Origin of the sequence: Flavobacterium psychrophilum DSM 3660 = ATCC 49418, assembly GCF_002217405.1 — a bacterium.
In the GTDB taxonomy this organism is placed as follows: domain Bacteria; phylum Bacteroidota; class Bacteroidia; order Flavobacteriales; family Flavobacteriaceae; genus Flavobacterium; species Flavobacterium psychrophilum.
In genome coordinates this window covers 43,427-58,273 of sequence record NZ_MUHE01000009.1, presented here as the reverse complement: position 1 = coordinate 58,273, position 14,847 = coordinate 43,427, and the positions used below count along the sequence as shown (strand labels likewise).

The 14,847-nt window shown below is 34.4% G+C and carries 15 protein-coding genes; 4 read left to right on the top strand and 11 right to left on the bottom strand.

The window, feature by feature from the left end:
- Positions 1–45 precede the first annotated feature (45 nt).
- Entirely contained in the window at positions 46–789 is a 744-nt protein-coding gene (locus B0A57_RS02580; protein ID WP_011962306.1) for a tetratricopeptide repeat protein, read from the top strand.
- Here B0A57_RS02580 and B0A57_RS02575 read toward each other — a convergent pair.
- A complete protein-coding gene (locus B0A57_RS02575) occupies positions 773–1,303 on the bottom strand; it encodes a CvpA family protein (RefSeq protein WP_011962305.1) in 531 nt (176 codons plus the stop codon). The two genes, B0A57_RS02580 and B0A57_RS02575, sit on opposite strands and share 17 nt — an antisense overlap.
- A 144-nt stretch (positions 1,304–1,447) precedes the next feature.
- Here B0A57_RS02575 and B0A57_RS02570 point away from each other — a divergent pair, with 144 nt between their 5' ends.
- The 3 genes from B0A57_RS02570 (at position 1,448) to B0A57_RS02560 (ending at position 3,562) form a co-directional block, all read left to right on the top strand.
- The gene (locus tag B0A57_RS02570) at positions 1,448–1,804 is read left to right on the top strand and encodes a hypothetical protein (RefSeq protein ID WP_011962304.1); all 357 of its coding nucleotides are present in this window, start codon (positions 1,448–1,450) and stop codon (positions 1,802–1,804) included.
- 138 nt (positions 1,805–1,942) lie between these two features.
- The gene (pheS, locus tag B0A57_RS02565; RefSeq protein WP_011962303.1) at positions 1,943–2,962 is read left to right on the top strand and encodes a phenylalanine--tRNA ligase subunit alpha; all 1,020 of its coding nucleotides are present in this window, start codon (positions 1,943–1,945) and stop codon (positions 2,960–2,962) included.
- Positions 2,963–3,151: 189 nt separating this feature from the next.
- The gene (locus tag B0A57_RS02560; RefSeq protein WP_011962302.1) at positions 3,152–3,562 is read left to right on the top strand and encodes a hypothetical protein; all 411 of its coding nucleotides are present in this window, start codon (positions 3,152–3,154) and stop codon (positions 3,560–3,562) included.
- Positions 3,563–3,571: 9 nt separating this feature from the next.
- On the opposite strand, the gene B0A57_RS02555 is transcribed toward B0A57_RS02560, so the two are convergent.
- The 10 genes from B0A57_RS02555 to B0A57_RS02510 all read right to left on the bottom strand — a co-directional run bounded on the left by B0A57_RS02555 (position 3,572) and on the right by B0A57_RS02510 (position 14,802).
- On the bottom strand, positions 3,572–4,552 hold the full coding sequence (locus tag B0A57_RS02555; RefSeq protein WP_034097278.1) for a LuxE/PaaK family acyltransferase: 981 nt from the start codon (positions 4,550–4,552) through the stop codon (positions 3,572–3,574).
- A gap of 75 nt (positions 4,553–4,627) precedes the next feature.
- Entirely contained in the window at positions 4,628–5,602 is a 975-nt protein-coding gene (locus tag B0A57_RS02550) for a T9SS type A sorting domain-containing protein (RefSeq protein ID WP_052079067.1), read from the bottom strand.
- Positions 5,603–5,718: 116 nt separating this feature from the next.
- Positions 5,719–6,060: a T9SS type A sorting domain-containing protein gene (locus tag B0A57_RS02545; RefSeq protein ID WP_011962299.1), complete on the bottom strand. Its 342-nt coding sequence runs from the start codon at positions 6,058–6,060 to the stop codon at positions 5,719–5,721.
- A gap of 42 nt (positions 6,061–6,102) precedes the next feature.
- A complete protein-coding gene (locus B0A57_RS02540) occupies positions 6,103–7,260 on the bottom strand; it encodes an aminotransferase class I/II-fold pyridoxal phosphate-dependent enzyme (protein ID WP_034097239.1) in 1,158 nt (385 codons plus the stop codon).
- Between the two features lie 180 nt (positions 7,261–7,440).
- Complete coding sequence (locus B0A57_RS02535) at positions 7,441–7,629, bottom strand: hypothetical protein (RefSeq protein ID WP_011962296.1); 189 nt, start codon at positions 7,627–7,629, stop codon at positions 7,441–7,443.
- Between the two features lie 80 nt (positions 7,630–7,709).
- Positions 7,710–8,225, bottom strand: coding sequence for a hypothetical protein (locus tag B0A57_RS02530; protein ID WP_011962295.1), 516 nt, complete (start codon positions 8,223–8,225; stop codon positions 7,710–7,712).
- 64 nt (positions 8,226–8,289) lie between these two features.
- Positions 8,290–8,571, bottom strand: coding sequence for a F0F1 ATP synthase subunit epsilon (locus B0A57_RS02525; protein ID WP_011962294.1), 282 nt, complete (start codon positions 8,569–8,571; stop codon positions 8,290–8,292).
- Positions 8,572–8,650: 79 nt separating this feature from the next.
- Positions 8,651–10,162, bottom strand: a complete 1,512-nt coding sequence (gene atpD / locus B0A57_RS02520) for a F0F1 ATP synthase subunit beta (protein ID WP_011962293.1) — start codon at positions 10,160–10,162, stop codon at positions 8,651–8,653.
- A gap of 204 nt (positions 10,163–10,366) precedes the next feature.
- Positions 10,367–11,866, bottom strand: coding sequence for an SGNH/GDSL hydrolase family protein (locus B0A57_RS02515; RefSeq protein WP_034097237.1), 1,500 nt, complete (start codon positions 11,864–11,866; stop codon positions 10,367–10,369).
- A gap of 101 nt (positions 11,867–11,967) precedes the next feature.
- Positions 11,968–14,802 (bottom strand): TonB-dependent receptor, encoded by a 2,835-nt coding sequence (locus B0A57_RS02510; protein WP_011962291.1) that lies wholly within the window; start codon positions 14,800–14,802, stop codon positions 11,968–11,970.
- Positions 14,803–14,847: the final 45 nt, after the last annotated feature.

The window sequence follows — 14,847 nt, the reverse complement described above, 5'->3', positions numbered from 1 at the left end:
CTTTGTGAAAACCTTAGTAAACTTCGTGTTTAAAAAAAATAAACTATGAAAAATATACTCTTTATATTCCTTCTCATTACCCAAACATTTTGGGCACAAACCGCTTTCGATAAAGGAAATAATTTATACCAAAAAGGAAATTATCAAGAAGCGATAACCGTTTACGAAAGTGTAGTAAAATCAGGACAACAATCGGCTGAATTATATTTTAACTTAGGGAATTGCTATTATAAATTAAACAAAGTAGCACCAGCCATTTTTAATTTCGAAAAGGCTTTATTGTTAAATCCTAACGATTCAGAAATTCGAAACAATCTTGCTTTTGCACAAAAAATGACTATCGATGAAGTTGTCGAAACTCCAAAAGTGGGTTTTCCAAAAATAATAAGAGATTTTACCTCAAGCTATCATTATGACACTTGGGCTTGGATAGCTATTGTTTTTTCGGTGTTATTCTTAATATGTTTTGTAGGTTATTATTTTTCTAACACTACCATGCTAAAAAGAATTTTCTTTACTAGTATGCTATTTATATTGTTGTTTGCAATGGTAAGTGTTTTTGCAGGATTTTTCGAAAAAAACCAAAGCAATAATGACAGACCGGCTATTGTTTTTGCAGACATTACATTGGTAAAAAGCGAACCAAAATCAACCGCACAAGATGCGTTTGTTTTGCATGCGGGAACCAAAGTTTTTGTGTTAGAAAGTTTAAACAATTACAAAAAAATACAACTTTTAGACCTCAAAGAAGGCTGGATTGAGAAAAGTGCTATTAAGGAGTTAAAGTAGATTTACTTTCTGCTTTCCCTTTCAAATCCTTAAACCAATCCGTTAATGTTGGCAATAAAGCTTCCGATGTTATCATACAAGCATTAAAAAACAAAGAACTTTCCTGCGTTTCTTTAGAAACAATCATATTGTTTAGGTTTACTTTCTGAAACAAACTCAACACAACCCCAATAAGCAAAGCCGTTTTTATCGTAGCAAAAAAACCACCCGCCAAAGTATTTGCCCAACCTAAAAAAGCAAAACTTGCAATTCCTGTAAAAATTTTTGCCAACGAATGAATAGCAATTATAACAAGCAATAAAGTAAAAACAAAGGCCGAAATCTGAATCGTTTTAGGCGACCAAGAAACATGTTTTCCTAGAAAATCACTCACAACATAAGAGAACTTGACCGCAACAAAAACACCAACAAAGAACGAAATCAAAGAAGCCAATTCTACAAAAAGACCATTTTTAAAACCTTTATAAAAACCAAAAACTAACAAAGCACCCAAAACAACATCAATAATTTCCATAAATTTATTTTTATCAAATATATCAAAATTGTTTATTACAAATACAACTCACTATCTTTACAGCCAAGAAAGATTTTGTTTTTAGAATAAATCTAACCCAAGCGTTAGAGAACAGGCGAAGCAAATCTAAAATCTAAAATTAAAATGTCAAGAGATATACAACTCAAAGAACGCTGGGAACAGCTTGTAAACATACTAACAGATCAGTTTTCGCAAGGCGAAGACCTAGATTTAGATGCCATTATATATTTAATAGGCGTACAAGAATTAGGAAAATTTCATCAAATTTATAAGAAAGACGAAAAACTAAATCTCATGCATATTGCCATTTGCAGATTACTAGAACCTTACGGGTATTACGAATTCGAATTTTTCGACAACGATGGCTGGCCCCATTACAAGGTAAAAGAAGAATTACCACCACTAAAAGCTGGAGAACAATCGGTACTTATGAAAGATGCCATTGTAAATTACTTTTTAGAGAAAAAATTAATCGAGTAATTACACAACACCCAATAAACCGCTCGAATTGCATCTCCATTTCACATTCATCTAAAAAAAATGGTAGCTAGCTATTGCCTAACGGCTATTGCCTAATGACTAAAAAACACTTAAATTTGCACCTTTATTACCTGAACGATGACAGACAAAATTAAAGAATACATTGCCGAAGCAAAAGCCTTTTCTACACAAAACAAAGAAAAACTCGAAGAATTTCGAATCAAATTCTTAGGAAGCAAAGGACTAGTTAAAGACATATTTGCCGAATTCAAAAACGTACCAAACGATCAGAAAAAAGAATTTGGGCAAGTAATTAATTTACTAAAAACCATTGCCGAAGAAAAGGTAAAAACCATTACCGAAGAACTAGAAAGCAAAGAAGAAATAAAAAGCCTCTATGGTGATTTGTCACGACCATCAGAACACATAAAAATAGGCTCTCGCCACCCAATATCATTAATAAAAAACCAAATAATCGATATATTCTCTAACATCGGATTCAATGTTTCCGAAGGACCAGAAATAGAAGACGATTGGCATAATTTTACCGCATTAAACCTACCAGAATACCATCCGGCACGCGATATGCAAGACACCTTTTTCATACAAACCAACCCAGATATTTTATTGCGCACACACACCTCATCAGTACAAGTGCGTTATATGGAAAACAACAAACCGCCAATTCGCACCATATCGCCAGGAAGAGTTTTTCGCAACGAAGCCGTATCATCTCGTTCCCACTGCATCTTCCACCAAGTAGAAGGATTATACATAGACAAAGACGTTTCCTTTGCAGATATGAAACAAACATTACTTTATTTTACCAAAGAAATGTTCGGAAAATCTAAAATAAGACTACGCCCCTCATACTTCCCGTTTACCGAACCAAGTGCCGAAATAGATATTTATTGGGGACTAAAAACCGAAACCGATTACCGCATCACAAAAGGAACAGGCTGGCTAGAAATAGGCGGTTGCGGCATGGTAGATCCCAATGTGCTAAAAAATTGCGGGATCGAACCCGACCAATTCAACGGATTTGCCTTCGGAATGGGAATAGAAAGAATCGCCATGCTAATCTATCAAATAGGCGACATCAGAATGTTTTACGAAAACGACATCCGCTTTCTCGAACAATTCAAATCAACCATTTAGAAGCAACTTCCAGCTATACACTACAAGCTTTTAAGAAGAAATACATTTTTCTAAACAAAAAACGAACTTCCTTTGGTCGTTGTTTTTCGTCAAGAAAAATTAGTATTTCTTCTCAAAAGGCTTTCCGTTACTATCTGGGCTAGGCATTTATACAAAAACAACATCAATTCTAAAAACCAACCAATCTATATGAAATCCGACATCAATAACCTCCCAATTGTAGAAAACGTCTTCCTAGCCGCAGTACAAGAATGGAGCGATGACTTTTTAGAAAACATCTGGAATATATACCTGATAAACGATTCCGATTTTCAACTCGATGGCGTTATGCTGGTTTCAAAAGCCTTCGGAACCATTGATGGCGAAATGAAAAAAACATCATCACTTCGCCACGCATTTCTAGAAATACCACCAGTTTCTGTAAAAAAAGTCGAAATGATAGAAAAAAGTGTCCTCAAACTTAACAATGAGTTCATGCTAACTTACTTCATTGGCAATACATTATACGACAAGAAATTTATTTTCAAAACTAATTTCGCAAACGACAACACCCTCGAAGAAGTGCCAATTTTGTTTGTAGATGGCATAATTATGAGATAATTTATTTTTTTATAATACCATCAAATTACAACCACGAATATCCGAATTATCAAAACGTCCCAAAATTTCGAACGTTTTATTAGTGTACTCTTTTCCTAAATCCTGTGTGGCAATAAACGAGCAGGAGTTTATATTAGCTAAATCAATCACATTAATACCGCCCGTTTTTCCAACACCAACATAAGCTAAAGCATCTTGGGCATCACGAACTAAGATTTGCATCCAATTTGGGCATTCAAATATACCATTACCAAGGGAATATGCTTGCGAAAGCAATTCAGTCATTCCGTATTCAGAATGTATTGCATTTATACCAAAACCATCGCAAAGTTGCTCATGCAACTCCTCACGAATCATTTCTTTACGTTTTCCTTTCATACCACCCGTTTCCATGACAATGGTATTTTTAAGGGTAAATTTTTGTTTTTCGACCAAGTCTAACAAGGCATAAGTTACCCCAATAAGAACTACGTTTTGCCCTTCGCTATCTAAAGCAACAAGTTTTTGTATTAAATCCTCGTGATTGTGCAAATAAAAGCCACTATGAGCGTTATTTGATAGCTTTATCAAATCATCGACCATATAAATAAGCGAAGACCCTTCTCGTTCTAAATACGATGGAAGCAATGCCAAAACAACATAATCCTCTATATTGCCATAAAAATGAGAAAACGCATTGCGATAACTCTCTTCATACAAAGAAACATTAGTAACTAAATGTTTGCTGGTTACCATACCTGTGGTGCCACTACTGGTAAAAACAGCTTCAATAGCATTCGAATTAGAAAGAACAGCATGACTTTTAAAAAACTGAATGGGCAAAAACGGAATTTGTTGTATCGTTTTTACCTTATGAATTTCGGTTTTTAAGTAATTGCAAAATTCATGATACACGATGTTATTTTCGTATTGATAACGAAAAACTTTCAGTGCCATTTTCTCAAATTGCTTCTGATTTGAAATGCTAAATATATCGGATAAAGGAATCAAGTTTTTTTTACAAAAGTACATAAAATAAAAAAGCCCCAACGCAAATTGGAGCTTTCTACTATATTTTAAAAAAAATTACTCGATAACTAACTTTCTAGTAGCTGTTTTTCCTTCTTCTGTAACTTTTACTACATAAACTCCTTTTGCAAGATTTGCAACATTTATTGGAGCGTTAGTAACATTTGCAGCAAGAACTTGAGCACCTAATACATTATATATTGCGACATTTTTTGTTTCAAAACTATCAGAAGTAATGTTTAGTAAGTTTTTAGCAGGATTTGGGTATATTTTTAATCCTGAAATAGCATCGAAACCATTTATAGGTAATGTAGCAGATGTAACATAAGCCCAAGTTGAACCAATTCGCACTTCATCAATCTCAATATTACCAGTACTAGTACCTTGACGAATTGCTAATCTTTCGAGCTGAGTAGGAGCAGTTCCTGTACCTGTAGAATTTGTTAAAGTAGGAGAACCTTCAGTCCCACCAATTAATGGATTAATCCATAAGTTAGCGGTATTTGTAGATGGAGTATATTTCACAACTATAAACAAAGGAGTATTTATAGGAAAATCTCCTGAAAAAGTAGGAGTAACTGTACCTCCAGAAGAGTTCAAAATACCTACGTTAACTGTATTTGCCACAGAACCAGTTTTTACAAATAGCCTAGCAGTAAACACACTAAATGTTGGAGATGCGGTTGTAGACATTGACCCAAACATAAGAGAATAATCTCCAGTTGCATTAATACCGGTAGTATTTAAAACATTAATAATTGCTGAATAGTAACCTACTGTGGTTAAGAGTGCTGCAGATGACAAACTCACATCTTCTGTATTTCCAGAAGTAATTTGTGTTTTATTTCCTTGACTAGTTAATCCAGCATAACTCAAAGACCCAGAGACAATACTCACTTGACCAGGCGTTGTACCACTATGACTAATCCACCCATTAGCATTTAAAGAACCTGTTCCTAAAAAAGCGTCTGATGCTTGCCCGAAAGACAAGGTACATGCTAATAATAAAGATAAAGTGTAAATTTTTTTCATTTGTTTATTTGTTTATTTGTTTATTTTAATTACAAATGTATGCACTAATTCATTCAAGATAAAACAAACTAATGTAAATAAAATATTAAATTAACAATAACGTATAAAAAAAACAATTACTTGATGATCAGCTTTCTAGTAGCGCGCTGCTCGCCTTCTTTTATTTTTATAATATAAACACCTGGGGAAAGTGAAGACACATTTAACTCTTTGGTAACAATCGTAGTTTGTATGACACGCTTTCCTAATACGTCGAAAATTTCGACATCTTTAGGGTCTGCAGTTTTTGAAGTAATAAATACTCGCCCATTTCCTACTGGATTTGGGTACACATTTAAGTTGTCAAACTGTTGCTCTTGGTTTTTTGCTGCAAATGAAGATAGCCTTGCTTCTTGAGCCAAGACACCCAAGGAAAACAAAAGGATAAAAAACATAATATAAACGTAGTTTTTCTTCATCGAAAATAATAATTAGGTAAATGTATAAAATAAAATCAAATACTATGCCAAAAACAGACAATTACTTAACAAACGCAACATTTCCGATATTTCATCTTTAGAATTATAACTATGCAAACATATTCGCAATCTTTCCTGACCCTCAGGAACTGTTGGCGAAAGGATGGCTTTTGCGTCAAATCCTTTTTCTTGAATTTGTTTGGCAATATTTTTTACATTCTGATTGCCTGGAATTATTGCAGATTGTATTGCAGATTTGCTTCTCACAAACATTTGCCTCAATCCTAACATTTGCTTTTCTTGATTAAAGTGAACGATGTTTTCCCGAAGTTTACCTATTTGTATTGTATCGTTTTCCAATTGATGATAAGCAACTAAAATCGTAGCGACAGAATGTGGCGACAATCCTGTAGTATAAATAAAACTTCGTGCAAAATTAACTAAATACTCTTTCAAATTTTGACTCCCTAAAACAGCTGCGCCATGACAACCCAATCCTTTCCCGAAGGTTATGATTCTGGCAAAAACTTTATTTTGCAACTGTAATTCTTGCACTAAACCTTGACCTTTTGCTCCAATAACCCCTAAAGCATGCGCTTCATCTATGACCAAATGAACATTATAATTTTCAGAAATAATAATTAATTCTTGAAGGTTTGGGCAATCGCCATCCATAGAAAAAACGCTTTCTGTAGCAATGTAAAACTCTGAGGTTTTGTATTTAAATTTTAATTCTATTATTTTCGATTCTAGATCTTCGTAATCGTTGTGATTAAATTTGAATGCTTTTGCATGGCTCATTATGATACCATCACGAATAGAAGCATGACACAACTCATCATACAAGACAATGTCGTTTCGTTGTGGCACAGCGCTAAAAAAACCAATATTAGCATCGTAACCCGAATTAAAAATTAAAGCCTTTTCAGATTGATGAAAACCAGCAATAAAATCTTCTGTTTCTTGATATAAATGATGATTTCCTGAAAGTAATCGAGAACCAGTTGCTCCGTTTATTTTGATATTTCTATCGCATAAAAACTGATGCGTTTTGCAGAAAATGGTTTCTGATTTTGAAAACCCTAAATAATCATTAGAAGAAAAATCGACGAGACAGCTAGTAATAGGCAGCTTTCGTAAAGCGTTATTTCGCTTACGTTGTTCTAATTTTAATAAAAGTGATTTTGGAAAAACATCCATACAAACAAATATAAAATTTTATCGAGTAAAGAACTCTCTAAAATTATTAAAAAACAATGCCTATTTTTTTACTTTATTGGTTTTATCTATTTCTGCAAATAAAATAGCTTTAGAATCTTTTATTTTAAAACGAGGGTTTCCAAAATAATCGAATTTACTTCTTTCAAATTTAGCCAATATTTATACCAAAGACATTCCAACAGAAATAGTGTTTAATTTCCATTTTGTATTACTAATGGCGAGATTACTAATTTTATCATTTTGCATCTCAATTATCAAACCATCGTAGGTAAAGATAAAGACGGGTTCTTCCTTGTCATCAGGAAGTTGTTTGTTTATTGAAACTAGCCAAAAAGCAACACAATACAATTCCGAATAGAATATTAAGTGTTTTTGTTTTCATTTATTGATAGTTTTTAATAATTTCATAAATATATGTTTTTTCATTCTTATTCAATCCATTTAGAATTTCCTTTTTCGGTAGCGTCGAGTAAGTCTAATTTTAATTTATTAGAGAATACTTTACCAAATTCTAAAGCGGAATCAAACTCTGCAAACTCTGCAATTTCGAAATGTTTATTTCCTTTATACCATAAATTAACCAAATAACTATTTTCAGTTTTAAAAAATATCGATACATATTTCAATTCAGGAATTTCCGAAAGTCGATTCACTTTAAAGTATCCGACACGGTATTGCACTCTCATTTTTTCTTTTTCAAGATCAAAAAAAATATTGGTAACCAAAGAAAAGTTTAAGCCACCCATAAAAAAGAATACAATTAAATAAATGAGACTAGTTAAGTCTTTAGACTGTTTCAGATTGGAAAAACTAGTTTTAATTATTGATAAAACAAACAAAGCAACCAGCCCAAAGGCAATTGTGTAAAAAAACGCAGCAACTATCATTTGCCAAAACGGTTTTTCACCATCACTGATTAATATTTCTTTCTGATCCAAATTCATTTTTCAAAAATAAAAAAAGCCAAACAATAATGCTTGGCTTTTCTCTGTTTATTTTGAAATTGTTTTAGTCTACTAAAACAATTACTTTGTTGTCTTTCATTTCTAGAGTTCCTGACGAAATAGCAAGGGTATAATTCTGATCATTTACTCTAGTAAACAAATCATCAGATTCTTTGCTAAACTTGAAACTTGGCGCTGTAATTCTTACAGTTCCTTTTTGAAGTAATGAAACTATTGGTGCGTGATTATTTAACATTTCGAAGCTACCATCTACTCCTGGAACAGAAATTGAAGTGATTTCTCCTTTAAATAATGATGCTTCTGGTGATACTATTTCTAAAATCATTTCCTATAATTGATAATTGATAATTGACAATTGATAATTATTTGAATTATCAATTGTTAATTATCCCTTGTTAATTGAATTATGCTTCTGCTAACATTTTTTCTCCTGCTTCGATAGCTTCTTCAATAGTTCCTTTAAGGTTGAAAGCTGCTTCTGGCAAGTGATCTAATTCACCGTCAATAATCATGTTAAATCCTTTGATGGTATCTTTAATATCAACTAAAACTCCTTTTAATCCTGTAAATTGCTCTGCAACGTGGAAAGGTTGAGACAAGAAACGTTGTACACGTCTTGCTCTAGAAACTGATAATTTATCTTCTTCAGAAAGTTCTTCCATACCTAGAATTGCAATAATATCTTGCAATTGTTTGTATTTTTGAAGGATTTCTTTTACTCTTTGTGCACAGTCGTAATGCTCATCACCTAAAATTTGTGGTGTTAAGATACGAGAAGTAGAATCTAACGGGTCAACCGCTGGATAAATACCTAACTCAGCAATTTTACGAGACAATACAGTTGTAGCATCTAAGTGAGCAAATGTTGTTGCTGGCGCTGGATCTGTTAAGTCATCCGCAGGAACGTAAACCGCTTGTACTGATGTAATAGATCCTTTGTTTGTAGAGGTAATACGCTCTTGCATCGCTCCCATTTCGGTAGCCAACGTTGGTTGGTAACCTACCGCAGAAGGCATACGACCTAAAAGTGCCGAAACCTCAGAACCTGCTTGTGTAAAACGGAAGATATTATCTACGAAGAAAAGAACGTCTTTTCCTTGATCAGATCCTGCTCCGTCACGAAAATACTCCGCAATAGATAATCCAGAAAGTGCCACACGAGCACGAGCTCCTGGAGGCTCATTCATTTGTCCGAAAACGAAAGTAGCTTTAGACTCTCTCATTCCTGGCATATCTACTTTAGACAAATCCCATCCTCCATTTTCCATAGAGTGCATGAAATCATCACCGTATTTTATAATTCCTGACTCTAACATCTCACGAAGTAAGTCATTTCCTTCACGTGTTCTTTCCCCTACTCCTGCGAATACTGAAAGTCCTCCGTGACCTTTTGCAATATTGTTGATTAACTCTTGAATTAATACTGTTTTACCAACTCCTGCACCACCGAACAATCCAATTTTACCTCCTTTTGAGTAAGGTTCAATTAAATCGATTACTTTGATACCAGTAAATAAAACTTCTGATGAAGTGGATAAATCTTCAAATCTTGGTGCTTGACGGTGAATAGACATTCCGTTATCGCCATCTTTTGGCAAGTTCCCTAAACCATCAATTGCATCTCCAATTACGTTAAATAGACGTCCGTAAACATCTGCTCCAATTGGCATTTTGATTGGATTTCCAGTTCCAACCACTTCATAACCTCTACTTAAACCATCAGTAGAGTCCATAGAAATTGTACGCACTGTATTTTCTCCAATATGAGATTGTACTTCTAGTACTAATAATGTACCGTCTTTCTTAGTGATTTCTAATGAATCATAAATTTTTGGAAGCTCAACATCTTTACCGTTGAATACTACGTCTACAACTGGCCCGATGATTTGCGAAACTTTTCCTATTACTTTTGACATTGCTTATGTATTTATTAAATAGCTATTTAGGTTTATTGAAAATATGTCTATTTTCAGAGTGCAAAGATAATTTTTTAAACTATAAAATCAATAATTTTATTTGTGTTTTTTAATCTCTTTTTGAAATCGTCTTTTAAGCTGTTTTTTTACACCAAAAAACCATCAACTTTTGTTGATGGTTTTAATGTTTATTTGTTCCTTAAATTATAAAGAAGCAGGGTATTGTATTTGATAATTTCCAATATCGACAGGTTTAAGAGTAGAACCATATTTGGCATTAATGGCTTCTGCAAATTTATTAGCAATTAGTGCATATCCTCTGGCAGATGGATGTACTCCGTCTAAAGAGAAAGCACCACCTGTTACATATTGAGCTGTCATGTGATAATTACCAAAACGAACACCTCCGTTTACCAATTGGTCCATAATAGCTTTGGCATCAACAAATGCTAATCCGTTTGCATTTGCAGCATTTTCGATCGTTGCATTATAATGATCTGTAGCTACTTTAATTTCAGCCACTTCTGTTGGAAGCAAAACATAACGATCTGGCAGAGGAAACGTAACGCCTAGTTGGCTTAATAAAGGACTGGGAGAAGCTACACCGTCAAGACTCATTGAGGGTTCTTTTCCTATCCTTTGTGCTGCTCCTAAACAAATTAAATCTGTCGAAATTGTTTGTCTTGCTTTTCCAAAAACCTGACCTAAAGCGGTTGCTGTAGGAACATCAAGACCTCCGCCTACTAGGACAGCAGTTAGAGATGTAGATAAATCTGTTAAGTTTTCATCAATCATTAACATTGGGTTATTACCCGTCGTTGACAATAAATTAATCCTACTCCCTTGTCCTAAAAAGGCTAGTGCGTTATGTAAGGGAGCGTATAATTGCGTATTTAAAGCGCTTACTTGATTAACTCCAGAAACGGTTAAATCACTTTGTTTTAATTGGTTGTATTTTATAACATAAAAATATGGCAATGTTGTTACGTAAGGCAAATTAGCAACCACTCCTTTTTTACCTCCAGCAGCAAGTTGACTAGCCAATGCGTTGTAAGCAGCATCGAAATTTGCATTAGATGTTAGGGGATTTACCGCTGGATCACCTCCAGCAGTAGCGTATCCTAATTCATCATTTCCACCAATCCATAAGGAAAAGAAGGTTGGCGCTTGGGCTAACGCATCGTCTATTACTTTTGCCATAGGATTACTTGCAAATCTTGCAAAATAAGGATTTCCTGCTGGGCTACCATATCCTGCAGTTAGCAAATGAAAACTTTTTGCCCCCGGAATCCCCATATTATTGAAAGACCCTGACAAATGCGCCAATTGGTTTGTTGTAGCGGCTTGGCTATAAGGAGGCAACCCTAACGAAGCTGGTCCCGAACCATCAAAAATTAATCTTGGGGTATATACCATTGAACCTGCGAAACCACCAATATTATCTGCCATAAACGGTGTGTTGAAAGTTCCGCCACCAGCTTGAGCAAATTGTCCAGCAAGAATATTTGGATAGGCATTTTCTTGTCCTTTTTTAAACAAAGCACCATCACTATATCCCGCCGCAAATGAATCGCCTAACGCAACATATTTAGAGAAATTAGCCGAACCCGCTGTTACAGGAACTTCTGTAATAGTGTCGTCATTTTTATTACATGCTACAAAGCTTAATGATGCTAACAGTAGCCATTTTATATTTTTTTTCATAATTATCAATATAATGTTATTTTATATTAAGTAGTTGCAATTGTTTGACAATTGTTTTTATTCACAAATAACTTGTTTTAAACCCTATTTGCAATTAACAATTACGGATTGATAGTCCAAGAGGCATAAATTTGTGTTCCTATTGCACCAGCACCTAATACTTGTATATAATCTTTGCCTCCTAAATTAGCACCTCCAACTTTCAAAACTGATTTTAAAACTGGTATTGCATAATTAATTTGAGCATCGAAAACTACATTTTCTGGAATCATACCATCTAGAAATGATGACTCCCATAAGTATTCACTATTCCACCTTACACTTGTATTGAATCCGAAATTTTTAAATAGTTTGTCGTTACCAAAAGACGCTTTCACTCTGTGTTTAGGTGTATTAAACCCTACCTCAAAACTTGGATCACTTAACTGATCAAAATTTACTTGAGAGTAGTTGTAACTTCCACCTAATTCGAAATTTTTATATACTTTCCTAGACAAACCTATACCAAATCCTAAAGATTTTACTTGCGATTTAGAGTTTGTATATACTTGAAAAGTTCTTCTATCGCCATTGTCTAGTGCCGTTGCGGCTTTTGCGGTTCCAACTATGCCGTATAAAGGCGCAATTGTATTGGTTTGGCTTAAGAAATCGTTGTACGCATTATAATATCCGTTAAGATCTACCGAAAAATCTTTAAGTATTGTACGGTATCCTAATTCTATAGATTGCACTCTTTCTGGTTTAACCAATGTAGGACTAGCTACCACAAGCAAAGAGGATGCGGTGCTTTGTATTATTCCTGACGATCTTGCTGAGGCATATGCCTTGTATGACTCGACAGTATAAGCGTTATGGTAGGCATTTTCTCCTGTTAGTTTAAATTGAGTTTGTCCAGGATCTAAAAATGCCGAACCAGCTACACTTGGCGTTCTATATTCGACATATCTTTCTAAATTTTCAGGAGCAGAACCAATTAAAGCAAACGGCCCTAAATCTAAACCAATATACTGATCTTGCGTGGTTGGGTTACGAAAACCTGTTTGGTAAGAAATTCTAAAATTATGTTGCTTATTTGTACCCGCCGCATAAGTTACTGATAATCTAGGAGAAAAACTTCCATCGAAATTTTTAGATTTATCGTAACGTAAAGATCCTGTTAGTTTCAACCTATCGTCCATCAATTTTTTCTGAACTTGGGTGTAAACTCCGTATTCACTATATTTTATAGGTCCGTCATAATCTGTAAAGATAGATCCTTTAGAGTTCATCACATATTGCCTTCCCGAACCACCTACTTGAATATCGGCAAATTTTATTACATCTTTAAAACTATAATTTACATCTGCATGGTATAATTTAGATTTGTCTTGAAATTTAGCTCCTTTTGTAAAATCTGCATTTTTAATAACCCCCGCTAATGCTGCATTAAATTGCGCAGATCCTGGTTCAAATCTTGGCTGACCAACTGGTGGCGCTGCCGTAAACTGAGGCAATAAATTAAAATTAGCGGTTGTAGGTAAATTATTATGATCTGCATAATCCCTACCAATTACGGCCGCTTGATCAGCATTTGAGCCTAAATATGCTTGAGATAATTGGAATGCCGTGGCATAATTTGTAAACCATTCTGTATCTGATTTTGCTGCTCTATTTACGTTCCAAGCGGCAAAACGTGTGTCATAGGAATCTCCTGCATCTTCGGCAGATCTATAAATTCTTGCAAAGAAATTTTTACCTTTTACTTCTAATTTGGTTTGTTCCATATAGAAATTTTTGAGTGCATACCTGTTAGCTCCTTGGTATATGGTGTTACCAAATCCTATTTTGTGTTGTGCAATAATTTCGAAATCATTTGCCCAAGGTTTAAAATGCAAAGAAAAATCTGCTTTTACGCTTTCAATCTTATTGTCCGTTAATTCTTGTTCTTTATATCCCGTTCTGCTTACTTGCCCTACATTTGGTATAAAAGTAGAAACCTCGTCGCCATATAAATTTACTCCGTCATAGTTCTGATTATTTGCATGACCTATTGCTCGGCTATCTACAGCTCCGTTAGAAACGTTTTTGTCGTCTGAAGCTATCCATTCTTTGGCATTTAAATAAGAAAAATTTCCTTTTGCAGCAAAATGTTCTGTAAATTTCTTGGCAGCTCTAAATCCGAAATCATAAAAAGGATTATTCCCTGCTGTGGTTTGAGAAGTTTGCCCATATTTCATATATGTTGAAATACCTTCTTTAAGAAAAGGGCTTCTGCTATTCATAAACATAATTCCGTTGAAAGCATTTGCACCATACAAGGCAGAAGAAGCTCCTGGCAAAACCTCTACATTAGCCACATCTATATCAGAAATTCCTAATAAATTACCAAGGGCAAAGTTTAAAGCTGGCGATGCGTTATCCATACCGTCTACTAATTGCAGGAAACGTGTGTTTGCAACAGTTGCGAAACCACGTGTATTTACAGATTTGAAAGAGAAACTACTGGTATTAAAATGTACATCTTTTAGATTTTCTAATCCCTCATAAAACGAAGGTGCAGTTGTATTCTTAATATCTTTTAGCCCCATTCTTTCTACAGTAACAGGCGATTCTAGAATTCTCTCAGGAGCTCTAGAAGCGGATACTATAATTTCATTTAGAGAAGTTGCTTCTTCTAATAAAACCAGAATAATTTCTTGCTCTTTCGAATGTACAACAACCGTTTGACTTGCAAAGCCCATCATTGAAACTTCGATAGAAAAAGGAAAAGCTTGTTGATGTTTAATATTAAATTTTCCGTCGAAACCAGTCGAAGCCCCCGAAGCACTTCCTACAATTTTAACATTAGCACCAGGAACGGGCTGATTGCTGGCATCTGTAACAGTACCTGAAATTGTATTTTGCGCAAACGAAAGCCCGCAAAAAAACAATGACAAAATAATAAAGTAGATTCTCATTCGTTTTTGTTTTTATTGGTTTAGAAAGCCAATTTACAAATATTT